At 37.0% G+C, this 25180-nt stretch carries 22 protein-coding genes; 9 read left to right on the top strand and 13 right to left on the bottom strand.

Annotated features, from left to right (window positions below; translation table 11 throughout):
- Positions 1-29 precede the first annotated feature (29 nt).
- Positions 30-1106, bottom strand: a complete 1077-nt coding sequence (locus FEDK69T_RS01480) for a type II asparaginase (protein WP_023572365.1) — start codon at positions 1104-1106, stop codon at positions 30-32.
- A gap of 96 nt (positions 1107-1202) precedes the next feature.
- On the opposite strand from FEDK69T_RS01480, the gene FEDK69T_RS15765 reads away from it, so the two are divergent.
- Entirely contained in the window at positions 1203-1352 is a 150-nt protein-coding gene (locus FEDK69T_RS15765; protein ID WP_023572364.1) for a hypothetical protein, read from the top strand.
- A gap of 305 nt (positions 1353-1657) precedes the next feature.
- Here FEDK69T_RS15765 and FEDK69T_RS01470 read toward each other — a convergent pair whose 3' ends face one another.
- The 3 genes from FEDK69T_RS01470 to dnaK form a co-directional block, all read right to left on the bottom strand.
- Positions 1658-1834 carry a CAL67264 family membrane protein gene (locus tag FEDK69T_RS01470; protein ID WP_240473162.1) on the bottom strand — a complete coding sequence of 59 codons (177 nt, stop codon included), beginning with the start codon at positions 1832-1834 and terminating at the stop codon, positions 1658-1660.
- A 173-nt stretch (positions 1835-2007) separates the two neighbouring features.
- Entirely contained in the window at positions 2008-2601 is a 594-nt protein-coding gene (locus FEDK69T_RS01465) for a hypothetical protein (protein WP_131494737.1), read from the bottom strand.
- A gap of 171 nt (positions 2602-2772) precedes the next feature.
- Complete coding sequence (gene dnaK / locus FEDK69T_RS01460; protein ID WP_023572361.1) at positions 2773-4659, bottom strand: molecular chaperone DnaK; 1887 nt, start codon at positions 4657-4659, stop codon at positions 2773-2775.
- A gap of 205 nt (positions 4660-4864) precedes the next feature.
- On the opposite strand from dnaK, the gene FEDK69T_RS01455 reads away from it, so the two are divergent.
- Positions 4865-6247, top strand: a complete 1383-nt coding sequence (locus FEDK69T_RS01455; protein WP_023572360.1) for a DUF6056 family protein — start codon at positions 4865-4867, stop codon at positions 6245-6247.
- A gap of 87 nt (positions 6248-6334) precedes the next feature.
- Here FEDK69T_RS01455 and FEDK69T_RS15310 read toward each other — a convergent pair whose 3' ends face one another.
- Positions 6335-9109, bottom strand: a complete 2775-nt coding sequence (locus tag FEDK69T_RS15310) for a T9SS type A sorting domain-containing protein (protein WP_051385046.1) — start codon at positions 9107-9109, stop codon at positions 6335-6337.
- A gap of 445 nt (positions 9110-9554) precedes the next feature.
- On the opposite strand from FEDK69T_RS15310, the gene FEDK69T_RS01445 reads away from it, so the two are divergent.
- A complete protein-coding gene (locus tag FEDK69T_RS01445; protein WP_023572358.1) occupies positions 9555-10976 on the top strand; it encodes an L-serine ammonia-lyase in 1422 nt (473 codons plus the stop codon).
- Positions 10977-11010: 34 nt separating this feature from the next.
- Here FEDK69T_RS01445 and FEDK69T_RS01440 read toward each other — a convergent pair whose 3' ends face one another.
- The 5 genes from FEDK69T_RS01440 to FEDK69T_RS01420 all read right to left on the bottom strand — a co-directional run bounded on the left by FEDK69T_RS01440 (position 11011) and on the right by FEDK69T_RS01420 (position 16497).
- A complete protein-coding gene (locus FEDK69T_RS01440) occupies positions 11011-12093 on the bottom strand; it encodes a porin (protein WP_023572357.1) in 1083 nt (360 codons plus the stop codon).
- A 9-nt stretch (positions 12094-12102) separates the two neighbouring features.
- A complete protein-coding gene (locus tag FEDK69T_RS01435; RefSeq protein ID WP_023572356.1) occupies positions 12103-14043 on the bottom strand; it encodes a KUP/HAK/KT family potassium transporter in 1941 nt (646 codons plus the stop codon).
- Between the two features lie 123 nt (positions 14044-14166).
- Entirely contained in the window at positions 14167-14853 is a 687-nt protein-coding gene (locus FEDK69T_RS01430; RefSeq protein ID WP_316949001.1) for a response regulator, read from the bottom strand.
- Positions 14843-15961: a sensor histidine kinase gene (locus tag FEDK69T_RS01425; RefSeq protein WP_023572354.1), complete on the bottom strand. Its 1119-nt coding sequence runs from the start codon at positions 15959-15961 to the stop codon at positions 14843-14845. The genes FEDK69T_RS01430 and FEDK69T_RS01425 overlap by 11 nt, the downstream gene beginning before the upstream one ends.
- Positions 15962-16056: 95 nt before the next feature.
- Entirely contained in the window at positions 16057-16497 is a 441-nt protein-coding gene (locus FEDK69T_RS01420; protein ID WP_023572353.1) for a nuclear transport factor 2 family protein, read from the bottom strand.
- 160 nt (positions 16498-16657) lie between these two features.
- Here FEDK69T_RS01420 and panB point away from each other — a divergent pair, with 160 nt between their 5' ends.
- The 6 genes from panB to ypfJ all read left to right on the top strand — a co-directional run bounded on the left by panB (position 16658) and on the right by ypfJ (position 21679).
- Positions 16658-17476 (top strand): 3-methyl-2-oxobutanoate hydroxymethyltransferase, encoded by an 819-nt coding sequence (gene panB, locus FEDK69T_RS01415; protein ID WP_023572352.1) that lies wholly within the window; start codon positions 16658-16660, stop codon positions 17474-17476.
- 79 nt (positions 17477-17555) lie between these two features.
- Positions 17556-17909, top strand: a complete 354-nt coding sequence (locus FEDK69T_RS01410) for a four helix bundle protein (protein WP_023572351.1) — start codon at positions 17556-17558, stop codon at positions 17907-17909.
- Positions 17910-17926: 17 nt separating this feature from the next.
- Positions 17927-18616, top strand: coding sequence for an RluA family pseudouridine synthase (locus FEDK69T_RS01405; protein WP_023572350.1), 690 nt, complete (start codon positions 17927-17929; stop codon positions 18614-18616).
- A 44-nt stretch (positions 18617-18660) separates the two neighbouring features.
- Positions 18661-20025, top strand: coding sequence for a DUF5723 family protein (locus FEDK69T_RS01400; protein WP_023572349.1), 1365 nt, complete (start codon positions 18661-18663; stop codon positions 20023-20025).
- Between the two features lie 11 nt (positions 20026-20036).
- Positions 20037-20786: a DUF2189 domain-containing protein gene (locus FEDK69T_RS15305; RefSeq protein WP_023572348.1), complete on the top strand. Its 750-nt coding sequence runs from the start codon at positions 20037-20039 to the stop codon at positions 20784-20786.
- 38 nt (positions 20787-20824) lie between these two features.
- On the top strand, positions 20825-21679 hold the full coding sequence (gene ypfJ, locus FEDK69T_RS01390) for a KPN_02809 family neutral zinc metallopeptidase (protein ID WP_023572347.1): 855 nt from the start codon (positions 20825-20827) through the stop codon (positions 21677-21679).
- A 146-nt stretch (positions 21680-21825) separates the two neighbouring features.
- Here ypfJ and FEDK69T_RS01385 read toward each other — a convergent pair whose 3' ends face one another.
- From FEDK69T_RS01385 to FEDK69T_RS01375, 3 genes are all read right to left on the bottom strand, one after another.
- Positions 21826-22407 (bottom strand): outer membrane beta-barrel protein, encoded by a 582-nt coding sequence (locus tag FEDK69T_RS01385; RefSeq protein WP_023572346.1) that lies wholly within the window; start codon positions 22405-22407, stop codon positions 21826-21828.
- A gap of 11 nt (positions 22408-22418) precedes the next feature.
- Positions 22419-23015: a DUF4136 domain-containing protein gene (locus FEDK69T_RS01380; protein ID WP_023572345.1), complete on the bottom strand. Its 597-nt coding sequence runs from the start codon at positions 23013-23015 to the stop codon at positions 22419-22421.
- 148 nt (positions 23016-23163) lie between these two features.
- Positions 23164-24699, bottom strand: coding sequence for a YifB family Mg chelatase-like AAA ATPase (locus tag FEDK69T_RS01375; protein ID WP_023572344.1), 1536 nt, complete (start codon positions 24697-24699; stop codon positions 23164-23166).
- Positions 24700-25180: the final 481 nt, after the last annotated feature.

Genomic DNA, 25180 nt, shown 5'->3' with positions numbered 1-25180 from the left:
TTTAACAAGGGACATTTAGCAACCTGAGATTAATACTCAAAGAAATACTGTTGTAATTGCTTTTTATCTTTGGTTTTGGTTAAACCCACCATCAGTAAGATACGTGCCTTTTGAGGATTCAAATCGTCACTTACGATAGTTCCCAGTTTGTCATCGTCAACCTCGTCTTTAAGAACCACACGGCCAGAAACACATCTTGTTGCTCTACAAACCACCACTCCTTTTTTAACGGCAGCATCGATAGCATCATAATATGCTTTATTGAAATTTCCGTTTCCAACTCCTGCGATAATAATTCCGTCTACTTTTTCATTTACTAAGGCATTGATTAGAGAAGGATTAGCATCGGCATACATATAAACGATTTCAACACGTGGCAATTTTGTCACTCCCGAAATATCAAACGGCGTGTTTTTGTCTGATTTACGTGCCGATTCCTGATAATAAACCGGTTTCGCATCATATACTTGTCCGATCGGCCCTGCATTGGGAGCAGTATAGGCTTCCATGTGCGTGGAACTTGTTTTCACGATATCCCTTCCGTCAAAAATACTTTCCGAGAATACTACAATAGGCCCTCTGCCTTTACTTTTCGGACTTGCGGCAACCACAACAGCATCAAACAGGTTTTTAGGTCCGTCTGCACTAATAGCCGTTGCTGCACGCATTGATCCTGTAAATACAACGGGTTTGTCGCTTCTAAGCGTCAGATTAAGGAAAAAGGATGTTTCTTCCTGAGTATCGGTTCCGTGGGTAATCACAACAGCATCTGCTTCGTTTTTACTGAATATTTCATTGATGCGCTTGTTAAGCTTCATCCAGATTTCGATGGACATATCCTGACTTCCGATACTCGAAATCTGCTCGCCGGTAACGGTTGCATATTTGTGAATTTGCGGTACGGCACTTAATAACTGGTCAATAGGAAGCGCACCAGCCTTATATCCGGCCTGATCTGCAGCAGCACCGGCACCGGCAATGGTTCCTCCTGTTGCAAGAATTTTTACACGTGGTAAACTTTGTGCCTGAACACTAAATCCTATAAATAAACCTAAAAGAAGGCTCATTATTTTTGCTGTTTTTGCTGAAAATATAGGTGCTTTCATTGTATAAGGAATTAAAAGTTGATTAATTATGTTTTATTGATTTTTTTATATTACATCTCATTTAAATTGTACTTAAAGGGAAACTGATTGTCTGTAATGGTTCATCATTCAGATTGGGATCATTTACTGTATGAAAGTTTGCACGGTCACCCTACCGGAAACTCCACAGTTGCCATTGCATTTTTTGTCGGGTTCATCCCACACATTCAATATCATAACATAAAAGAAAAACCCTACAATAACTAAAATAGTCTTATGTTTTTTAGATTTTAGTAGATTAAAAGTAAATAGTTTTGAAAAAATTAACATATTTGTCCGATAAACCGCAACTATAATCGTTAAGAAGTAAAATATTACAAACAAGAACGTTAATATGTTATTTTGTAAGTAGTACTTTATAAATAGATTGAATGCATCCAAAAGAAAGAGCCACAGTAATATTACTGTGGCTCTTTCTTTTGGATTATTTAAGTGCATTTAAATAATTTTAAAATATCTTTAAATGTTAACGTAAATCATAAAATAGCTTTCCGTTTCATTTATTATTTAGCTTACACTCTTCCGTTTAATGCGTTAAAAACCCATGCAATGGAAAAAAAACCGATACCTACAGCAGCAAAACCCCATCCGGCCACATCAGCATAACGGTATATCGCTAATCCTATCAATATGCAACCCATAACAATCATAATAAATGTTGCCCAGCCTAAAACAGTATTTTTGTTCATCATAGTTTCTACTTTTAGAATTGGTTTTTTGTAATACAAATATCGCTTTTTTATCTTTTTTCAGAAAAATTGTTACTGTTAAATCGTTTTTATTACTCTATTAACGACGTAAAGCAATAAACCGAAGAATAGTAAATAAAAAAACCAGTGAAATTATCACTGGTTTAATTGGTTTATTTTTTCTTTCCCGCCGCGACATATTTTTTAGTCGCAGGATCATATGTATATTTGGTTTCCCCGGATTTACCCTTTAGAATAGCATCTCCATTGGGCAATAATTTGAACTCAGATCCTTCAACTCGTCTTCTTTGCTGGGTTTCTGAAACCTCTTTCGCCTGATCCAAAAAGACTTTTTCAGTGATATTCGTTATAGTGTGCGTGTTTGCAGCAACTTGCGTTTTTGTAGATACTTCCCAGATTTCGGACACAGTACTTGTTACTTCTTCTGTTTTTAAATCGGTCTTATTGGTCCCTTTTTCTACCCAGGAAATATAATACAGTTTGGTATCTTTTGCTTTATAACTCGTAATCTTGCATTCCGACAATTTCCTTTTAGGATCTACCGGGCGCGTAAAAAGAGCTTCTTTTTTTCCGCCATCATTGAGATATAAATTAAATGCATTCTTTCCCATCTCTGCAGTAAGATTATCGGATTTAGCCAAAACTTCAGAAGAAGAGCTCGATTTTGAAGCGCTCTTTTTCTTTTTCTGACTATACCCGACAGTTGTCATTATTGCTAATGCAAATAATAAAAGTGTCTTTTTCATAAATTGTTTAATAGGTTTCTTGGTTTTTGGGAAAAGTACAATTTTTTTTAACAAAAACAAATTTTTTAAAAACCACAAACAATGATACCTTAATGCAACGATTTTAACAGATTGATTTAAAATAAAAAACCACGCCGGTAAGCGTGGTTTTTCAATTCTAATTACAGAAGATTATTTCACTTCCTCAAAATCTACATCCTGAGTTGTATCTCCTGAAGCATCCGCTTGCGGTTGTGCTTCGTGAGTTTGTCCTTCAGCCTGAGCTTTGTATAATTCTTCTGAAGCATTTTTCCAAGCCTCATTGATTGCGTCTAAAGCAGGTTGAATAGTTTCAACATCTTTAGTTTCGTAAGCTTTTTTCAATGATTCTAAAGCAGCTTCAATGTTTGTTTTATTTCCTTCAGATAATTTCTCTCCGAATTCTTTCAACTGTTTTTCAGTCTGGAAGATCATTCCGTCAGCCTCGTTCAATTTATCTACTTTTTCCTTAGCTAATTTGTCAGCTTCAGCATTGATTTCAGCTTCTTTACGCATTCTTTCGATTTCTTCCTGAGTCAATCCTGAAGAAGCTTCGATACGGATATCGTGTGATTTTCCTGTTCCTTTATCAACAGCAGTTACATGGATAATACCGTTAGCATCGATATCGAAAATTACTTCGATTTGAGGCACACCTCTCGGAGCTGGCGGAATTCCGTCTAAGTGGAAACGACCGATAGTTTTGTTGTCGTTTGCCATTGGACGCTCACCTTGTAACACGTGGATTTCTACTGATGGCTGATTGTCTGCCGCTGTAGAGAATACCTGTGATTTTTTAGTAGGGATTGTAGTATTAGCGTCAATTAATTTTGTCATTACGCTTCCCATAGTTTCAATACCTAATGAAAGTGGCGTAACGTCTAATAATAATACGTCTTTTACGTCTCCAGTTAAAACTCCACCCTGAATTGCAGCTCCAATCGCTACAACCTCATCCGGATTAACTCCTTTTGATGGTTTTTTACCGAAGAATTTCTCAACTTGCTCCTGAATTACAGGGATACGAGTTGAACCACCCACTAAGATTACCTCATCGATATCTGATGTTGATAAACCAGCATCTTTTAACGCTTTAGCAACCGGATCCATAGAACGTTTCACTAAAGTATCAGCCAATTGCTCAAATTTAGCACGGGTTAACGTTTGTACCAAGTGTTTTGGTCCTGAAGCTGTAGCTGTGATGTATGGTAAGTTGATTTCTGTTTGTGTAGAAGACGATAATTCGATTTTTGCTTTTTCAGCAGCTTCTTTCAAACGTTGTAAAGCCATTGGATCTTTACGTAAATCAACTCCTTCAGCGCTATTGAATTCGTTAGCCAACCAATCGATGATTACCTGGTCAAAATCGTCACCTCCTAAGTGAGTGTCCCCGTTTGTAGACAATACTTCGAAAACTCCGTCTCCTAATTCAAGGATGGAAATATCGAAAGTACCCCCACCTAAATCGTAAACTGCAATTTTATGATCGTGGCCTAATTTATCCAAACCGTAAGCTAACGCGGCAGCTGTGGGTTCGTTGATGATTCTGCGTACTTTTAAACCAGCAATTTCCCCAGCCTCTTTTGTAGCCTGACGCTGAGCATCGTTAAAGTAAGCTGGTACAGTAATAACCGCTTCTGTAACTGTAGTTCCTAAATAATCCTCAGCTGTTTTTTTCATTTTCTGAAGTACCATTGCTGATAATTCCTGTGGCGTGTAAAGTCTTCCGTCGATATCAACACGTGGTGTGTCATTATCTCCTTTAACAACTTTGTATGCTACAGTTGATGCTTCTTTAGCGCTTTCAGTGTATTTGTTACCCATGAAACGTTTGATAGAAGCGATAGTTTTTGTTGGATTCGTTACTGCTTGTCTTTTCGCAGGATCACCCACTTTAATTTCGCCACCTTCCACAAATGCAATTACGGATGGTGTTGTTCTTTTTCCTTCGGCATTAGCAATTACAACTGGCTCTCCACCTTCCATTACGGATACGCAGGAGTTTGTTGTTCCTAAGTCGATTCCAATAATCTTACTCATTTTATAATAGTTTAATTTTAATTCAAAAGTTCAAAACTCGAGTTGCAAAATGACAATGATTGTGCCAAGAGGAAAAAATACATAAAATGTCATATTTCTTAATAAAACAAAACAAAAAAACTGACAGGATGACATTAATATGCATTTATCTGAGCATAAATAATCTTTAAAAAACTATATTTGACATTTAATTTCAGACGCATTAATGACATCTCTCAAAAATTTAGGCAACTCTTTACCGGTTATAACAGGTTTTCTGACTCTCTTCCTGATTTTAGCATTAAACTTCAATACTTTTTATTGGGCCGATGATTACGCTATATTGAATGAAATAAATAAACTTGGCATATTCCAAAGATGCGTGCACGGCTATTATGCTTGGGATGGACGTTACATGACAACAGCCGCTTTTTTACAAGGTGCCTTCTTAGAGTTGCTGCCTGTGGAAATGATAACTTTGTTTTGGAACGGCTGCTTTCTGTTAAGCGGAATCATTTTATCATTTATCATAAAAGAAGAAACGAAAAGCAAATTTGCAGGGCCTAATAAATTATATCTTCCTATTCTGATTGCGATTGCCTTTTGGTTAGGATCATACTCTCATATCAGTCAGACAATTTATTGGGCAACTGGAGGCGTCTATTCGTTTAATTTATTGTTAGGTGCTGTTTGGCTGTATTGTTTTTATAAAATTCAAAGAAGCAATGTACTGACAGCCAGAATCTCATTTATATTTTTTACAATATTTATCGGTATTACAACCCAAAACCTGACTATTGGACTTATTACACTCTTACTGCTGACAATCCTGTATGATTTTCTCCGAAAGGAAAAAAGCAACATACGATTCAACGCTTTATTACTTCTTATAATTATTGGCGGAACTGTTTTTTTAAGTGCTGCACCCGGCAATTTCGTCAGGATTAAGGAAATAAACAATAACGCAGCAATTGAAGGTGTTACATTATGGATAATCATTAAAAATTCCCTCTTTGCATTGGCAACCTATCTGAAACTGTCTTTCTTCCTGATACTTTTAGCGATTTCGTCTGGATTTGTTTATATATGTCAAAGCAGCAATAAAGTTTCGGCAACCATTCGAAATATCATTTTCATTCCCAAAACCAAAGAACAACTTATTGCTTTTATCGACACTTACAAATATCTGATTGTCGCTTTAAGTACGATTTTGCCTTTTATTACAATGCCTGAGGTAGTTTCACCAAGAACAGCAATTTACTTCATGTTCTTCTTCTTTCTTTTTGTAGTTAAATTCATTTCCGATTTTTCAGTTATTCATGCCAATTCGAAAGAAAACTATTTCTCTAACTCTATAGTTTACGCTGTTTATTTTACAGCATTCTGTTTTATCGCTTACAATTTCAACAAAGGGATTATTCTTAAAACCGAAATAGCAAAGCGGGAATCACTTTTAAAGAATTCCAAAAATAAAGTTGTCCTTATTCGAAAAATCGACGAAAATCTAAAATCGCATTGTTACGATTTCAGGGATTTCAGAAGCAATGATGATTGGGCAGTGGAAGCGCAGAAAGAGTATTTCGGGATACAAAATATAATTATTGAATAAAATAACACCTAATTACTTAATACCCAAAATCAAGTAGATAGACACCTTATTCATTAATTGTGTTTTCATTTTTTTTAAGCTTCAGAATTATTTTGAAAAAACTATTTTTTCAGTTTTAAAAAAATCTTCCCCTTGCAGTTGCAAGAAATAAATACCTGTATCTAATTGTTCTGCATCAAATGTCAACGAATGTTTTCCTCCTTCCAGAACACCATTGGAGATAATTCTTATTAACCTTCCATTCAAATCAAAAATCTTTACGGAAACTTTTTCCGATTGATTCAAAGAAAAAGTAATGGTGGCAGTACTTGAAAACGGATTGGGATATACTTTTACTGAATTGTTTACGAAACTGTTTTCTTCAATACCGAGCGTACCCATATTATATCGCGCCAGAGCAAAATCGTAATTAGAGCCATTGTCAATATATCCCGAAAGCAGAATTTTTCCATCGTTTTGAAGGGCCATTTTACTTCCAATATCATTAACACTCCCTAAGTCCGTAATTACTTTTCCACCGGCGCCAAAGGTGCCATCCAAACTACCATCACTTTTATAGCATACTAAAGCAAAATCCCATTGATCACCATTGGCAATGTATCCCGCCACAATAATTTTTCCATTGCTTTGGATAGCTATGGAATTACCATAATCATTAGCATTCCCTACATCCGTAGTTACTTTTCCATCGGAAGAGAAGGTATTATCTAAAGTACCATCGCTTTTGTAACGCACTAAAGCAAAATCCCAGTTATATCCATTGCTGCTATAACCTGCCACTACAACTTTATTATCATTTTGAATTGCCACAGAATTACCAAAGTCATTGGAATTTCCAACAGCAGTAGTAATCATTCCGCCAATACCAAACGAATTATCCGGGCTACCATTACTATTGTAACGCACTAAAGAAAAATCAGTATCAGGAGATGAGGAAGACCCTTTGTTTCTATATCCGGCTACTATAATTTTACCATCTTTTTGGAGTGTCATTGCAGTAGCATAATCATCATGATAACCTCCTAAATCCGTAATTACTTTTCCATTGTTGCCGAATGTGTTGTCTAAACTGCCATTGATGTTGTAGCGTACTAAAGCAAAATCATACTGAAAACCATCCCAAGTAGATCCCGCCATAACAACTTTGCCATCACTTTGGATATTTACTGCTGTTCCAAAAGAATTAGAACTTCCGAAATCTGTAATTACTTTCCCATCGTGGTCAAAGGAATTATCCAAACTTCCATTGCTATTGTAGCGCATTAAAGCAAAATTGGAATCGGAAGAATCGAAGTTTCTACCTACCCCTGCCACTATAATTTTGTCATCGCTTTGGATAGCGACTGATTTACCAGAATCAATATCTTCGACAACATCCGTAATGACTTTCCCATTTTCACCAAAGGTATTATCCAAAATTCCATTACTATTATAACGTGCTAATGCAAAATCACCGTTACTTTCTCCCGCCAACACAATTTTTCCATCTCTTTGGATTGCTATTGAATTGCTATAGTCGTCAGCACTACCAAGACCTGTGGTTACTTTTCCATTTTCGCCAAAAGTATCATCCAAACTTCCATTGCTGTTGTAGCGCACCGAGGCAAACCTATCATCAGAACTACGGGTGCTATACCCCGCAACCACAATTTTTCCATCGTTTTGAATGGCTACCGAATGCCCTTCATCATTATTAGCACTACTGATAGCTGTAGTCACTATTCCATCTTCACTAAAGGTATTATCCAAACTTCCATCACTGTTATAACATACTAAAGCAAAATCAAAATTATAAGGGGTCGCAAAATGTCCCGCCACCATAATTTTACCATTGCTTTTTATTGACAATGAATTAGCAATATCGTGATAACTGCCAAGATCTGTAGTTACTTTTCCATCGTAATCAAAGGTGTTGTCCAAACCACCATTACTATTGTAGCGCACCAATGCAAAATCCCAACTAGAACCATTGCCACTAGATCCTGCAACTACAATTTTACCATCGCTTTGGATGGCTACCGATTGACCAGTTTCAGTACTTTCTATATCCGTAGTTACTTTTCCATCAATGCCAAAAGTAGTATCCAAATTTCCATCGCTTTTGTAACGCACTAATGCAAAATCACTACTGCTTCCTCCCGCAACCAGAATTTTGCCATCACTTTGGATAGCTACTGATCTAGCAATATCAACTGAGTTTCCAATAGCTGTAATTACCTTTCCGTCAGTATCAAAGGTATTATCCAAACTGCCATTGCTGTTATAGCGCACTAATGCAATATCGCTATCACTGAAATCTACAAAATGTGCGGTACTTCCTGCCAACACAATTTTACCATCACTTTGAACGGCTACTGATTGGCAAACATCAAAAGCTCCAACATCAGTGATTACTTTTCCATCAAAATCAAAGGAATTATCCAGACTGCCATTGCTGTTGTAACGCACTAAAGCAAATTCACGACCAGTATTTTGAGGGTTGCTGTCGCCAGTAATCCACCCAGCCACTAAAATTTTACCATCGCTTTGAACAGCCACTGAAAAGGCATAATCATCACTCCCTAGATCCGTATTTACTTTTCCTCCAAAACCAAAAGTATTATCCAGACTGCCATTGCTATTGTAGCGCGCTAAAGCAAAATCGTTGTTGATTCCATTCCAACTATATCCTGCTACCACCATTTTGCCATCATTTTGAATAACAACCGATTGAGCATTGGAAGAACCTCCCGAAAAATTGGTCATTACTTTACCACCGATCCCAAAACCAAGGTCTAAAGAGCCGGGCTGCTGAGAATATGTGATAACGAATGAAAATATCCCAATAATAGCAAGGAAATATCGTAGTAATTGTGTTTTCATTTTTTCCAAGATTTAAAAATTTTTAATAACTGTTATTATTCTCAGTATTTTAAAATTCTCAAACCTGCAAAAAATCCATCTGGAATTACTTTGAATATTATTTTACACAAGTTCGAGATTTAAGGGGTCATAATTCTTCAACATATTGATATTTGTATTTTTAAACTACAAAGTTAACCATAAATTACTGACTATTAATATTTTAAATATTCAAAAACATTTACAACTCACTATTTTAAAATCTTTGAAATTGGCTGGTTCATACTAATTTTTAAAAAGATTCTGTTTCGAAGAAAGATTATCGCATTTATTGCTCAAAAATCTGTTTTAAAAATTCAGGTGCGATGTTAAGGTGTTATAAAAAAGTAAAACGTTATGTACAATGAAATTATCGAATTATCTTTGTATTAAACAAACGATTTTCAGAATAAATTCAGAATAAATTATGGAATGTATTTCCGTTTTCGATATGCTTAAAATTGGTGTAGGACCTTCAAGTTCACACACTTTAGGCCCTTGGCGTGCTGCCGAACAGTTCCTTGCCGAAATCCGTGAGCGTAACCTAATTGACAATATCAATCGTATTAAAGTAGATTTATATGGTTCGCTTTCGCTGACAGGAAAAGGACATGCTACCGATTTGGCCGTAATGCTCGGATTAAGCGGTGCTGATCCAGAATATATCCCCGTAGAAAGCATTGATGTAATTATCACGGCCATCAAGAACAAAAAGGAGATTTTCCTTGGAAACGAAATCATTATTCCGTTCGATTTTGAAAAGGACATCGTTTTCAATAAAAACTTCCTGCCTTTTCATGCTAACGGACTAACATTTACGGTCTATACCGATAATGAAGAATACGCTTCTACCTTCTACTCTATTGGTGGCGGATTTGTGGTAAAAGAAGACAGTAACAGCTCAAAAGAAAACACCAAAATAATGCGCAGTTTCCCTTTTCCGATTGAAAAGGCAGACGAATTACTGAAGTATTGCCAAAAAGAAGGTAAAAAGATTTCCGAAATCGTACTGGAGAACGAGAAATCCATGCGTCCCGAAGAGGAAATCAGTCACGAACTGATGCGCATCTGGAATACCATGTTAGAGTGTATTTACATTGGCTGTCATACCGAAGGTACTTTACCGGGCGGATTAAATGTACGCCGTCGCGCTTATGACATGCACAAAAACCTTATTGGCGTTTTACCATATGACAATCCACAATCCTGGCTGGAAACAATAAGAATGACCGAAGTTAAATTCCGTCAGATTCTAAAATGGGTAAGCTGTTTTGCTTTGGCTGTTAATGAAGTAAATGCATCTTTAGGACGAGTTGTAACGGCTCCTACCAATGGAAGCGCCGGAGTTATACCAGCCGTATTAATGTATTACATGGTAATTGAAAACCACGAAGCTAACGAAGAACATATCAAACAATTCCTTATGGTTGCCGGTGAAATAGGAAGTATCTTTAAAAAAGGCGCTACCATTTCTGCAGCTATGGGCGGATGTCAGGCCGAAATAGGAGTTTCTTCCGCTATGGCAGCCGGAGCCTTATGTGAAGTAATGGGCGGAACTCCGGAACAGGTTTTAGTGGCAGCAGAAATCGCCATGGAGCATCACTTAGGCTTAACCTGCGACCCAATTGGCGGATTGGTTCAGATTCCGTGTATCGAAAGAAATACGATGGGAGCTATCAAAGCCATCAACGCGGCAGAATTAGCGATGGAAACCGATCCTAAAAACGCAAAAGTGCCTTTAGACAAAGTAGTTGATACCATGTGGCAAACTGCTAAAGACATGAACAATAAATACAAAGAGACCTCGGAAGGTGGTTTGGCAGTAGCCGTTAACATGTCCGACTGTTAAAAAAATAAAGGAAGCTTAATAGCTTCCTTTTTTATTAAAATTCAAACGACATTGCTGTGGTTATAAATACATTGTCCTTTGAATAACCGCTTTGCGTTTTAAAATTCTCGGTATCAGAATGCAGCCATCTTGCCTCTCCTCTTATTTTCACCTTTGAATTAGGAAGAAAATCCAGATTCAATGAATTTCCGATGGTTTTAAAACTCACGTAAGTTGAGGGAATCACGATGTTTTCCTTATCCTGATAGTATTCTGAACGATAAGCAATCTGCCATTTATCTGAAATTCCGTATTGCGCAATAAGTACCGGACTGTACCAGTTGGCATAACCATCATCATCAATTCGTTTTTGTAAACCATAATCGAACCCTGCAATCGTACGCCATTTACCACCCCATTGATAATCCCAATAAAGATTACTGAAATAACGGGTTCTCAGGTTATCGCCTATTGGTTCATCTCCAACAAACGTACTCCAGTTCAATGTGCTTTTGGGAGTTGATTTATAAACAATCTGACTGCTTAAGGCCGGTAGTGCATTACGATTAGGTTTACTGATTCGTTGCCATCCGTTATTCAGCATCCCTGTGAATACCCATTTTTCGTTTGGTTTGTAATTCACCTTTACACCGGTTAAAAAGTAAGGAGAGCCTTCTGCCAAAAGGGAACGTGTCAGAGTCAGGTTACTTGCCGAGGCAGCCGTTTCAAATCCGATATGCGATGCAAAAATTCCGGCTTCAATACTCGTTTTCTGATTCTTATCCAGATAAACGCCGATATTAGCTTCGTTAAAAATCTTTATATCTTCATTTACATAATTGTCCTGCACATAGGTTCCTGCCTGAATCGCAATTTTAGCGTAAAAATTCTCGTATGAAACGGCACTTCTAAGCAAAGCCATGTTAACATTAAACTCGTTATGCCTGTTATGATTATAAAGGAAATCCTGTCGTCTCACACTTTCAGGCCGGTTGAAATCATACGTATAAAATGTTTCGATATATCCTGAAAAATCAATTTTTACTTTTGAAGAAGGAATAGTATCCTGTGCCGAAACAAGGAGTCCGCTCATCAAAAACAACAAGGCGAGAATCACTTTATTTTTACTGTTTTTCATTTGGCTAATTTAGCTTGATTTTCGTTCCAAAGCAATATTGGAAACCGGATGATAAACCATAGGGACTTTTTCAATTGCGACATCGCTTCTGTCCAATCCAAATGCTTTTTCATCGGAAATTGACAATCTTTTTAATATAAAATAAGACGTTAATAACCAATCATGTTTAATCGAAAACTCGTTTTCAACCGAAAGGAACTTTTCAATAATCACAAATTTGAAATCCGGTTCGGCATTGTATTTAGTAGAACCATCTGGACGGATATGTAAGCTAAGCTCTTTTCTCTGTACAAGTTCCTGAACAATCCTTTTGAAATACAATTCTACTTTCGGCTGAACTCTGAAACCTACATTCAAAATTACTTTGATGACTTTATCGTCTAATATTTCCACCACTTCATAATTCAACGTAAACGGTTCATTCGTTCTGTTAATATGTAAAAACCAATAGACATCCGCTCGTTTAGGCTTTTTGGCAAAAATGGATTTCATTACCTTTTCTTCAATTTCATAGGTTCGATCCGCTTTGGACAAATAAATTAAATGTGTCGAATATTTCGGAATGGAATCGTCTTCGCTTAATTCTTTCAACATTGGTGTTTGTTCTACCAAATTGACAAATTTCATGAACTGATTGTTCAGTTTTCGGGAGAAATACCACACATACATCACCATAAAAATAAAAAGCTCAAAGAACAAAAACATCCATCTTTCTTTTATTTTTACCACATTGGCTACAAAAAATGAAATTTCAATCACAGAAAAGACAAACAACATTAACGATACCCAGCCTATTTTCATTTTTTTAATATAAATCAGATAATAAGACAACAAAAACGTAGTCATCAGCATGGCAATCGTAATGGAAAATCCGTAAGCCGCTTCCATGTGTGCCGAATTTTTAAAATAAAGAATCATCATGATACAGCCCGTCCACAAAATGGCATTGATGGATGGAATATAAATCTGCCCTTTCAGATCGGTTGGATTTTTCAACGCAACTCTTGGCCAGAAATTCAGTGAAATTGCTTCATTGATAAGCGTATACGAACCACTGATTAAAGCCTGGGAAGCAATAATTGCCGCAGCGGTAGCAATAATAATCCCGAAAATTAAAAACCATTCGGGCATGATGGCATAAAACGGGTTTCTGTCACCAAGATGAGAATTTCCTTGTGTCATTAACCACGAAGCCTGGCCTAAATAATTCACCAACAACGACACTTTTACAAATGACCAGGTAATCCTGATGTTCTTCCTTCCACAATGTCCCAAGTCTGAGTACAAAGCCTCTGCTCCTGTTGTACAAAGAAATACTGCGCCTAGTAACCAGAATCCGTGTGGGTATTCCACTAAAAGTTCATAGGCATAAATCGGGTTTAAAGCCTTTATAATTTCCGGATGATGAATGATTTGCGAAATTCCCAATACGAAAAGCATTGAAAACCAAACCACCATTGCCGGTCCGAACAAACTTCCTACTTTTTGTGTCCCGAAGCGCTGAAAGAAAAACAGTGCTGAAAGAATCACGATAACTATAGGGATTGTCGGGATATCCGGAATAATAACATCAAGACCTTCCACAGCAGAAGCTACCGAAATTGGCGGAGTGATTATTCCGTCTGCAAGTAATGTGGTTGCACCTAGAATTGTTGGAATTATCAGTTTTCCTTTTCCGAACCTCTTTACCAAAGCGTATAAAGAAAATACGCCTCCTTCTCCGTTATTATCGGCTGAAAGCGTCAGGAAAATGTATTTCAAAGTAGTCTGAAAGGTTAAAGTCCAAAATACACATGAAACTCCACCGTATACCAACAGTTCCGATATTGGACGATTCCCTATTATCGATTTCATCACATACAACGGACTGGTACCGATATCGCCATAAATAATTCCAAGTGCTACAAGTAAGGATGCTGCAGTGACTTTATTTACTGTTTGAGTGCTCATTTTAATTAAATTTTTGATTTTTAAGTATTTATATTGATTTGTTTCTAAAAAGTTGAGGCAATAGAAGAGCTGACTATGAAATTAAATTCCATAATCCTTTACAATGATTTTATAAAAAATTAGTTAGCTGATATTAAAACGATAGCCTATCCCCGATTCGGTAAGAATGTATTTTGGACGGTTGGGATCGCTTTCTATTTTCTTTCTTAATTGTGCGATAAAAACTCTGAGGTACTGTGTCTGATCAATATAACTTGGTCCCCACACCTCTTTTAAAATATGCTGATGCGTGAGTACGCGCCCTTCATTTTTGACTAAAAGAGACAGTAGCGTATACTCTGTTGCCGTAAGTTTAATTATTTCGCTATTGACTTTCACGATTCTGGCCGAAAAATCAATCTGAATAGCATCAATGGTTACAATTGGTTCCGGCGTAACCATGCTCTGATTGCGAAGGGCAGCCCTTATTCTTGCGAGTAACTCCTGAGTCCGAAAAGGTTTTGTCAGGTAGTCATTGGCTCCATTATCCAGAGCTTTTACGATTTCGCTTTCGGCACTTTTAACCGATAAAATTATAATCGGGTTCACAAACCATTCCCGCAACTGAACCAGTACATTCTGTCCGTCGTCATCTGGCAATCCAAGATCCAATACAATCAAATCAGGCGGATGGTTAGCGGACATCAGTATTCCTTCTTTCGCATTCGACGCAAACACGGTTTTATATCCGTTGGAATCGAGTGTGATTTCCAATAGTTTTCTGATTTGACTTTCGTCATCAATAACTAATATGGTCGGACTATTCATCATTGTGTATCGAATTTGTTTGCATAACGACTGCCGGAAAAGCTACTGTAAAAATGGCTCCGCTTTCGTCTTCTTTATTTTCGAGGGAAACTTCTCCATTCTGAGCTTCCACAAAACCTTTCACAATGGACAATCCCAGACCGGTTCCTCCAGTTTTCGAATGCTGAAGACGGTAAAACTTATCAAACACTTTGTGAATTTCATCTTCCGGGAAACCATTTCCGTCATCGCTGATAGTGATTTTACAGGTCATCACTTTTCCTTCTTCATATTCAAAATTAACATCCGGGATATAGTCAACACCAATTTCAATTAAGGCTCCCTGAGGCGTATATTGAGAAGCATTGTAAATCAGATTGTAAACGATTTGCTCCGTCAAGCCATAATCCAGTTTAAACAACGGAAGGTAATCGGGAATTTTCACTATTATCCTGTGATTTACCAATTCTTCCTTCAAATCATTTAAAACCTTATAGACCAGTTCCTTCAAATCACACCAATCCATTTTTGGCTGAATATAACCGGTTTCCAGTCGGGACATGTTCAGTAAATTTTCAACCTGATGATTTAACCTTAGGGAAGCTTTTTCCATTTCGGATAATAATTTCGTACTGTTTTCTTCAGATAACTGTTTTGGCTTTTCTTGAAGAATTCCGATGGCCCCCATTATAGTTGAAATCGGGGTTCTTAATTCATGCGACAACGAATCCAATAAAGTATTATACAGTTTCATTGTCTGGAGTTTTGCTTCTTTTGCGTGTGCTAACTGATTTGCCTTTCTGACTTTAAAAGTCAGCACCGCATTTATCATCGCAATAATAAAAAACAGGAATAATAACAATCCATCCTTAGCTGTTTCAATATGCAAGGTATAATAGGGCTTAATGAACAGGAAGTCCATCGCCAGAGCGCTCAAAACAGCCGCCAAAAGTACGGCGTAAATATCCAGGAATATTGCCAGTAGTGAAACTAAAACCAGCAATAAATAACCAATCACGTTATAGTCCAGATACTCTCTTGTGAACAAGAACAGTAAAGAAACTATACTTACAGAAACTATACTTAATACGTATTGGTTTTTGGTTCTGATATGTTGAATTAATGTTTTCAATTTCTTATGACTTAATTACACTACAAAGTTAAATCATAAGTTGTAAGTATTTTATAAGATAAAATTGGCTATGTATAAAGATTTTATAAAGATTTTTATTTACTGCTTTTTCTTCTGGTATCAATAAGATAAATAATTTTCCAGGCATCATTTTCTTTATAAAGCGTAAACGCATTTACTCCTGAATGACTAAATTTTCCGTTTAGGTAAAATTCGTAAGGAGTCCAGGCGTGTGCCATTTTCCCGTCAATCTGAATGTTGTAGCTTAAAATCCTTTCTTCAAATTTCATATCATTTGGAAACGTCGAAACCGATTTGTAAAACTCAGATGCTGTTTCATCAGACAACCTGCTGCCCTTCTGCCCTTCGGAAATAGATTGCAATATTAGTTTTTCATGACAGACAGATTTTATTTTCAAAGTATCTTTAGCATGGAATCCTTCAAAAAATATCTTAATTGTATTTTCAACTTCGGATTTCTGAGCATTTGCAGCGAAAGTGAAACAAAAGGCAAACAATAAAATCAGCTTTTTCATAATTTTTATTTTTATCTGCTAAATAAGTAGCATTTATCTCATTAATGTTACGTCATTCTGGAAATTGTACTAATTTTACATTCTGATAAAGAAGAAAATCACTTGTTAAAAGTTTAACCAGAACTTATAACTCCAATTTCTAACTTCTAACTTTAAAATTATGTCTGTAGCCAAAAAAGATTACAAAAGAATTACGACGAAATCATTAATCGAAATGAAAGCCAACGGAGAGAAAATTTCAATGCTGACGGCCTACGATTACACCATGGCAAAAATCGTTGACAGTTCCGGTGTGGATGTAATTTTAGTCGGTGATTCTGCCAGTAATGTAATGGCGGGACATGAAACCACCCTTCCTATTACTTTAGATCAGATGATTTACCATGCCTCTTCAGTAGTTAGAGCGGCAGAAAGAGCATTGGTTGTAGTAGATTTACCTTTCGGAAGTTATCAGTCGGATCCGAGAGAAGCATTACGTTCTTCAATCCGAATCATGAAAGAAAGCGGTGGCCATGCCGTGAAACTTGAAGGAGGAAAAGAAATTAAAGAAAGTATCAAAAAGATTCTTAATGCCGGAATTCCGGTTATGGGACATTTAGGTCTGACTCCGCAATCGATTTATAAATTCGGAACTTATACTGTTCGCGCCAAAGAGGAAGCTGAGGCAGAAAAACTAATTGAAGACGCTAAAATGCTGGAGAAAGTTGGTTGTTTCGCTTTAGTTTTGGAAAAAATCCCGTCTTCATTGGCAAAAAAAGTTGCTGAAACCATTTCCATTCCTGTAATCGGAATTGGCGCCGGAAGCGGAGTTGACGGACAGGTTTTGGTTTTACACGATATGATCGGAATGACGCATGAATTCAGTCCGCGTTTCCTAAGACGATACATGAACCTTTACGAAGACATGACAAAAGCCATCGGGCAATATGTAGATGATGTAAAATCTGTTGATTTCCCTAATGCTAATGAGCAATATTAGTTAGACTGAGTTAGATTTCTTAGAATTTTAGATTATTAGAACGTTTTAGATTTTTAGATTATATATACGCCGAAATTATATGCACCAATTTAAGGAATTAGAAATTTGGAAAAGAAGCAGACAGTTTTGTTCTGAAATCTATGAAACCACATCCTATTTCCCGGATAATGAAAAATTTGGATTAACAAACCAATTAGGAAGAGCCTCAATATCTATATCTTCTAATATTGCTGAAGGATCGTCAAGAAAATCTAATAAAGATTTTTCCAGATTTCTCGAAATAGCAATAGGTTCATGCTATGAAATAGAAACTCAATTATTAATAGCCTCTGATTTAAATTTCTTAACTATTAGTCAATCTGATAAACTAATTAATGAATTATCTGAAATCACTAAAATGATTTCTAAATTCAAATCTATTCTAAAAATCTAATATTCTAAGAAGTCTAAATGAAAGAAATATCTACAAAAGATAATCTTCAAATCCTTCACGAAGACAATCACATCATTATTGTCAATAAACGTGTTGGAGATATTGTACAAGGTGATAAAACCGGGGACAAACCGTTATCGGATGTCGTTAAAGAATACATCAAAGAAAAATACAACAAACCCGGAGAGGTTTTTATAGGCGTTGTTCACCGATTGGACCGACCTACAACCGGTATCGTGGTTTTTGCCAGAACTTCGAAAGCACTTACACGGCTAAACGATTTATTCAAAAACCGCGAAACCCAGAAAACGTATTGGGCCGTAGTAAAAAACCAACCGCCAAAAACAGAGGATATTCTTGTTCATTTTCTGAAAAGAAACCCTAAAAACAATACTTCAAAAGCGCATACCAAAGAAGTTCCGGACAGCAAAAAAGCCAGTTTGGATTATAAAATCATTAAGAAACTGGATAATTATTATGCTTTGGAAATCAATCTGCATACCGGAAGACATCATCAGATCCGAAGTCAGCTTTCTGCCATAGGCTGCCCGATAAAAGGCGATTTGAAATATGGTTTTGACCGAAGCAACCCTGATGGCGGAATACATCTTCACGCGAGGAAATTAGTTTTTACTCATCCCGTAAGCAAAGAAATTCTGGAGATTATCGCTCCGGTACCAAATGATGCTGTTTGGAGAAGTATTTAACTTTTTGTTTATTTACTGCCTTAAATTGAGATTAAACACCTAATATGAAAAAAATTTTACTGCTTGCCTCTTCCCTACTTTCAATAACCGCATTTTCACAGGAACACTTTTCGGGAATCAACATTTCCAAAAGGACGGGATTACTTAATGCATACATCAATCCCTCAGAATTAAATAACATGGTAACGAAATTTGATGTTAATGTTATCAACATGAGCACCAACGTTTCCAATAATAAAATCAAATTTTCTGATATTGTTAACGGTGAAAACATCGAAGACAAAATTTTTACAGGAACAGAACCTGTCAATATGAGACTGGACGCTTTAATTTTGGGTCCGTCATTTGGCATGAAAGTAAAAAAATGGGCTTTCGCAATATCTTCAGCAGCAAATATTAAAGCAAATGCCATTGACGTGGATGTTACTTTAGGAAACGCACTTAACAGTTCATTCCTTGGAACTGCAGAGATAAATTCCAGCTACAACCAAAGAATGAATGGTGCTACATGGGGAGAGATCAATCTTTCCGCTGCCCGGACGTTGTATGAAAATGACAAACATAAGTTCAATGCCGGAGCTACTTTCAAATTACTTTTCCCGGGCTCGTATTCAAATTTCGGATTAAACAACTTGCAGGGAACCGTTACTGTTGAACCCGTTACAGGAGATGTTTATTTGTATAATGCAACTGCTACTATGAATTTTTCATATTCCGGGGCATTAGCTGACAGCTATAAAACAAGTTCAAATTATGATGAAATTTTCGCAGGCGGATTAAACGGTTACGGAGCCGATTTTGGTTTTAACTACCAATTAAAAGAAAAAGCATCCGCTGCTGCAGATGGCACAACCCCTAAAACGGGCGGATACAAATTGAATACCGGCCTTTCCTTCAGAAATATGGGCAGTATGACCTTTAAATCAGACAATAATAAATCGGCCAACTACGTGCTTAACATTCCTACAGCCAACCCGCTTAACCTTGAAGAATTTAATGATGCACAAAGTGTTGCTGATATTGAACAGATTTTGAAGGATAACGGTTATCTGACTCAACAAAATTCAGGTACCGATTTTAAAGTAAACCTCCCTGCCGTGATTAATGCATACGTTGACTATAAAATTTACAATAAATGGTCGGTTTCAGCATATACGCAACAGAAATTATCTGACGATACCCAAGATGATATTATGACTATACAAAATATTATCACCCTGACACCTCGATTTTCCAGCGAGAACTATGAGATTTACATGCCTTTTTCCGATAATGAGGTTTCTGGATTTACGACAGGTTTCGGAATCCGTGCCGGAGGCTTTTTCTTAGGCTCAGGGTCAGTTATTACAGCATTGCTAAATAATTCTAAACAAGCCGATTTATACTTAGGATTCCGAATCGGATTTTAAATTTCATAACTATGAATTACATCAATAATCGTCTTAAAGAGATTAAACAAAACGGCTATCAGATTGATTTAGGTGATTTGATTAATGAGAGTTTTGAGAGTTATAAAAAAATCGCCCTTTTATCAGGCTTGGCACTACTAATTGTGATTTTATCGCTTTTGATCGTATCTGTTTTCGGACTGTCTTATTTTTTTGATTTAGAGAATCTTTCAGAGGAAACGCTCAAAATGGATTTCTCTACTTTCACACCCGAACAAATCGCATTATATGTTGGTGGTGTTTCTCTGTTGGCGATCATACTTACTCCATTTACGGCAGGTTTAATCAAAGTTGCTCACGATGTGGAAACCCAGGATGAAATTTCCTTTTCCACTATTTTTGACTGTTACAAAGCTGACTACCTGAAAGATTTACTGATATCATCTTTAGTAATTTCTTTGATTACCAGCACAATAACTATAAGTTTTCAGTTAATCCATTTGGACATTGTCGGTTCATTATTGAGTTATCTGATTGGTTTCTTCACTTGTTTAACTGTCCCGTTAATTATCTTCGGAAGATTATCAGCTATGAATGCCATAGCCAATAGCATCATGGTAGTATCCAAACAACCGTTGATTATTTTCCTGGCCATATTACTTGCCACAATTGGTTCATTTATAGGTTTATTTGCTTTTTGCATAGGTTTATTCTTCACAATGCCTTACCTTTATTGTATGTATTATGCTATTTATAACCGTAGTGTAGGTTTTGAAAAATAAAAGGTAAATGTAAAAAGCAATCTTTAAACTTTATTCCTATGAAATGGCAAGGCAACAGAAAAAGTGACAATGTTGAAGACCGCAGAGGAATGTCTACCGGAGGCAAAACATTGGTTGGCGGTGGAATTGTCGGTATCATAATTTTACTTGTAAATCTTTTTGGAGGAGAAAACGCCCAGCAACTGACCCCTATTTTAGAACAAATGCAACAAGGTCAACCCCAACAGACGGAACAAAGAGCACTTACCGCTGAAGAGGTTGAAATTGGTGATTTCGTAAAAACTAATTTTGCCTTTATGGAAGATACCTGGACTAAGATATTTCAGGAAAACAATTTGACCTACGAAAAGCCGAAAATGGTTTTATTTACTGATCAGGTTCAGACTGCTTGCGGTGGAGCAACTTCGGCTTCCGGACCGTTCTATTGTCCCGGGGACAGGAAAGTATACATGGATATGGCCTTTTTTGAGGAACTCAGAACACGATTTGGAGCCAAAGGCGGAGATTTTGCTATAGCTTATGTTATGGCCCATGAGGTAGGACATCATGTGCAAACCCTTTTGGGAACATCGGCAAAAGTAAGGCAGTTGCAAAGCAGCAAAAGTGAAGCGGAAGCTAACAAATTATCCGTATGTTTAGAACTTCAGGCCGATTTTTATGCCGGAGTATGGGCTTATTACAACAAACAGTTTTTAGAAGAAGGCGATATAGAAGAAGCTTTGAGCGCTGCCAATGCCGTTGGAGATGATGCCATTCAAACCAAAATGCAGGGACATGTGAATCAGGAATCATTTACACACGGTAGCTCAGAACAACGAATGAAATGGTTTATGAAAGGTTATAAAACCGGGGATATTAAACAAGGGGATACTTTCGCAGAAGAACTGAGATAACATGTTAATTCAATTACTTTTAAACATAAAAAAAGTCTGGATTGAGAAGAATCCAGACTTTTTTTATAACTAAATCAAATAAAGTATTGAAAAACATTTAATTCATTTTTGAACTATCTGAAATACTATTGGTTCACTCTATTACCTTAAAATACATATCCTATATTCAAAGCAAAGTAGTTTACCGCATCTATATCATCTGCATCTGTACCTATAAGGTATTTAGCAGTGAATGAGATATTGGCATTTGGTCCGGCTTGAAAGATCGCTCCTACTTCAGGTCTCATTGCGAATTGGAAAGCTTCATCATCAATCAGGAAAACCCCCATTTCAGTCCTTTTAAATATATAATTACCTCCAATTCCAAATCCCACAAAAGGATTGATTTTTTCATTCGGTTTAAAATAGTAATCACCTGCCACTATCATTGGAATATTGTGTAGGTAACGGAATTGCTTTCCTGAAAATGATTCATTTCCATTAGTATATGTATCATAATCCTTTTCTTCATAGAAAAAGTTGTATCCGAAACCGACCCCAACGCCAATGTTGGGTTTTATCATATTTCGATATTCAAATCCAATCCCTCTGAAACTGGCATTATCTATAAAATCGGTACCCAATCCCACTGAATATTCCAGGATATAAACATGTTTCTTACTCTGACTATATGTTATGGAAGTTGATAAACATCCAAAAACCAAAAGTGTAAAAAATATCTTTTTCATACTAGCTTCAATTAATTGATTTTTAAATAAGGAGATTGTGCAAAAGCCTGGTTAATCCCTTTGGTAATTCTAGATCCATCAAAGTTACCTTCAAACAATCCATTGAGGGCACCTGTCCATACCCCTTTTTTACCTCCAGCCGTCTGATTAACAACCATATCCATTACTAAGGTTCCCGTGGTATAACTGGTCACTACCGGATATGGGTAGTACCAGCCTCCTCCACAATAGTATGGATCCCAATAACACCAATATCCGCCACCCCAATAGGAAATAGTTGTAGTGGTCCACGATCCTAATAAAAGCTGTACATCGGGATTAGCATCGTTGGTTACCCTGGTCCATCCCAAATTTGAAAGATTACGCTCAATATTAGCTATAATTTCGTCAGCATAGATATCAGGAATGAACTCTGGTTCTTCACTGTCTCCCAAAATTACAATCTCATCAGGCATAGAATACGTTCCGGCATTTTGAAAATTGTATCCTTGATCGTAGGATGTATAAACAATATCAAAATCTTCCGTATTTTCCGCTCCGTCGGGGTAGCATCCTGAGAATAGTAGAAAAGATGCCATTAAAGCCAGCGTTAAAATTTTTTGTTTCATAATTTTCTCTATTGAATCATTAAAGTTTTTAACAACTACACAAGTAAACTTACAAAACAAAGCATCAAAAGATATGACACGATATTGAAAAATCGTTAAAACGTCAAAAAAATCCTTTCAAAAACTTTATAAATAAAAATACGCAAACCTATCCTAACCATCCATCCCTGTCAAGGCTACGGTATTGTATCGCTTCCGAAATATGGTTGGATTCCACTTTTTCCGAACCATCCAAATCAGCAATGGTTCGGGACACTTTTAATATTCTGTCATATGCACGTGCGGAGAGATTTAACCGTTCCATTGCCGTTTTCAACAATTGAAGTGAGGTTACATCCAAAGAGCAATGTTCACGGATTTGTTTCGATCCCATCTGCGCATTATAATGGATACTTTCAAAAAGTTCAAACCGTTTGGACTGTATTTCTCTTGCTTTAGTTACCCTCTTTCTTATTTCCACACTGCTCTCTCCGTTTCGGGTATCAGACAATTTTTCAAACGGAACCGGAGTTACTTCAACATGAATATCGATTCGATCCAATAAAGGTCCGGAAATTTTGCTCAAGTACCGTTGCATTTCAGCAGGCGAAGAACTTACCGGTGCATCAGGATCGTTGAAATACCCGCCCGGACTCGGATTCATGCTGGCTACCAACATAAACGAAGATGGATATGTTATTGTAAACTTGGCTCTGGATATTGTGACTTCCCTGTCTTCCAAAGGCTGTCGCATCACTTCTAAAACTTCGCGTTTAAACTCGGGCAATTCATCCAAAAACAAAACACCATTATGTGCCAGGGAAATTTCTCCGGGCTGCGGGTAACTTCCTCCTCCAACCAAAGCCACTGCGGACGCATTATGGTGCGGACTCCGGAACGGCCGCTGATTCATCAACCCGGTATCTTTTACCTTTCCTGCCACACTGTGAATCTTTGTGGTTTCCAAAGCTTCTTTTAACGTCATTGGAGGCAAAATACTCGGCAATCGCTTGGCCAACATAGTCTTCCCCGCTCCCGGAGGACCAATCAGGATAAGATTATGTCCGCCTGCAGCGGCAATTTCCATACAACGCTTGATTGACTCCTGCCCTCTTACTTCGGCAAAATCAAATTCGGGATAATCCAGGGTTTTGTAGAATTCTTCACGGGTATTGATTACGGTAGGTTCCAATGTTCCTTTTCCTTCGAAAAAATCAATCACTTCCAGCACATTTTCAACGCCGTACACATCAAGTCCGGTCACTATGGCGGCCTCTTTGACGTTATCTTTGGGTAAAAAAAAACCTTTATAGCCTTCTTCTTTTGCTTTTATGGCGATTGACAAAGCTCCTTTTATGGGTTGCATTCCACCATCGAGGGAAAGTTCACCCATAATAATGTATTTACCTACTTCTTCTGATTTTATCTGGCCTGTAGCTGCCAAAATACCGATGGCAATAGTAAGATCATAGGCGGAACCTTCTTTTCTTAAATCGGCGGGAGCCATATTGATGGTTATCTTTTTAACGGGGAGTTGATAACCGTTATTTTTTAAAGCGGCAGCTATACGGTAACTGCTTTCCTTTATGGCATTATCGGGCAATCCTACCAAATGGTAGCCTACTCCTTTATCTATGTTTACTTCAATTGTGATTAATTGTGCATCGACTCCAAAAACGGAACCTCCAAATACTTTAACTAACATGGCGTATAAATTTTATCAAAAATAGTATTTTTCTTATACTTTAAAAATTTATGGTATAAAAAAGAAGTACGTTTTGTTTTCTTTTAAACTACACGCTTGTAGTCAAGGAATTTTCACAGTGTAGTAAGGAGCTTTCTTTCTGCGGAAGCAATAATTCTTTCTGCAGTAACAAGTTTTCTCTCCGCAGTAGCGAGTTTTCTCTCCGCAGTAACAAGATTTCTTTCCGCAGTAACAAGATTTCTCTCCGCAGTAACAAGATTTCTCTCCGCAGTAACGAGATTTCTTTCTGCAGTAGCGACATTTCTCTCCGCAGTAACGAGTTTTCTTTCTGCAGTAGCGAGATTTCTTTCTGCAGTAGCGAGATTTCTCTCCGCAGTAAGGAGTTTTCTCTCCGAAGTAGCGAGATTTCTTCCGCAATAAGGAGTTTACACTATCATAAAAACAAAAAAGCCATTATACAGAAACTGCATAATGGCTTTAA

It is taken from the genome of Flavobacterium enshiense DK69 (assembly GCF_000498495.1).
Classification (GTDB): Bacteria; Bacteroidota; Bacteroidia; order Flavobacteriales; family Flavobacteriaceae; genus Flavobacterium; species Flavobacterium enshiense.
The sequence above is the reverse complement of the archived record's forward strand: the minus strand, read 5'-3'. Positions and strand labels throughout refer to the sequence as shown.

Bases quoted from the DNA above. Each gene is read 5' to 3' on its own strand.
- FEDK69T_RS15310 (WP_051385046.1), bottom strand. From the start codon at position 9,109: ATGAAAACACAATTACTACGATATTTCCTTGCTATTATTGGGATATTT.
- FEDK69T_RS01385 (WP_023572346.1), bottom strand. From the start codon at position 22,407: ATGAAAAAGATATTTTTTACACTTTTGGTTTTTGGATGTTTATCAACT.
- FEDK69T_RS01455 (WP_023572360.1), top strand. From the start codon at position 4,865: ATGACATCTCTCAAAAATTTAGGCAACTCTTTACCGGTTATAACAGGT.
- ypfJ (WP_023572347.1), top strand. From the start codon at position 20,825: ATGAAATGGCAAGGCAACAGAAAAAGTGACAATGTTGAAGACCGCAGA.
- FEDK69T_RS15305 (WP_023572348.1), top strand. From the start codon at position 20,037: ATGAATTACATCAATAATCGTCTTAAAGAGATTAAACAAAACGGCTAT.
- FEDK69T_RS01380 (WP_023572345.1), bottom strand. From the start codon at position 23,015: ATGAAACAAAAAATTTTAACGCTGGCTTTAATGGCATCTTTTCTACTA.
- FEDK69T_RS01435 (WP_023572356.1), bottom strand. From the start codon at position 14,043: ATGAGCACTCAAACAGTAAATAAAGTCACTGCAGCATCCTTACTTGTA.
- FEDK69T_RS01400 (WP_023572349.1), top strand. From the start codon at position 18,661: ATGAAAAAAATTTTACTGCTTGCCTCTTCCCTACTTTCAATAACCGCA.
- FEDK69T_RS01410 (WP_023572351.1), top strand. From the start codon at position 17,556: ATGCACCAATTTAAGGAATTAGAAATTTGGAAAAGAAGCAGACAGTTT.
- FEDK69T_RS01375 (WP_023572344.1), bottom strand. From the start codon at position 24,699: ATGTTAGTTAAAGTATTTGGAGGTTCCGTTTTTGGAGTCGATGCACAA.
- FEDK69T_RS01470 (WP_240473162.1), bottom strand. From the start codon at position 1,834: ATGAACAAAAATACTGTTTTAGGCTGGGCAACATTTATTATGATTGTT.
- FEDK69T_RS01405 (WP_023572350.1), top strand. From the start codon at position 17,927: ATGAAAGAAATATCTACAAAAGATAATCTTCAAATCCTTCACGAAGAC.
- FEDK69T_RS01420 (WP_023572353.1), bottom strand. From the start codon at position 16,497: ATGAAAAAGCTGATTTTATTGTTTGCCTTTTGTTTCACTTTCGCTGCA.
- FEDK69T_RS01480 (WP_023572365.1), bottom strand. From the start codon at position 1,106: ATGAAAGCACCTATATTTTCAGCAAAAACAGCAAAAATAATGAGCCTT.
- FEDK69T_RS01445 (WP_023572358.1), top strand. From the start codon at position 9,555: ATGGAATGTATTTCCGTTTTCGATATGCTTAAAATTGGTGTAGGACCT.
- FEDK69T_RS01440 (WP_023572357.1), bottom strand. From the start codon at position 12,093: ATGAAAAACAGTAAAAATAAAGTGATTCTCGCCTTGTTGTTTTTGATG.
- panB (WP_023572352.1), top strand. From the start codon at position 16,658: ATGTCTGTAGCCAAAAAAGATTACAAAAGAATTACGACGAAATCATTA.
- FEDK69T_RS15765 (WP_023572364.1), top strand. From the start codon at position 1,203: ATGGTTCATCATTCAGATTGGGATCATTTACTGTATGAAAGTTTGCAC.
- dnaK (WP_023572361.1), bottom strand. From the start codon at position 4,659: ATGAGTAAGATTATTGGAATCGACTTAGGAACAACAAACTCCTGCGTA.
- FEDK69T_RS01430 (WP_316949001.1), bottom strand. From the start codon at position 14,853: ATGATGAATAGTCCGACCATATTAGTTATTGATGACGAAAGTCAAATC.
- FEDK69T_RS01465 (WP_131494737.1), bottom strand. From the start codon at position 2,601: ATGAAAAAGACACTTTTATTATTTGCATTAGCAATAATGACAACTGTC.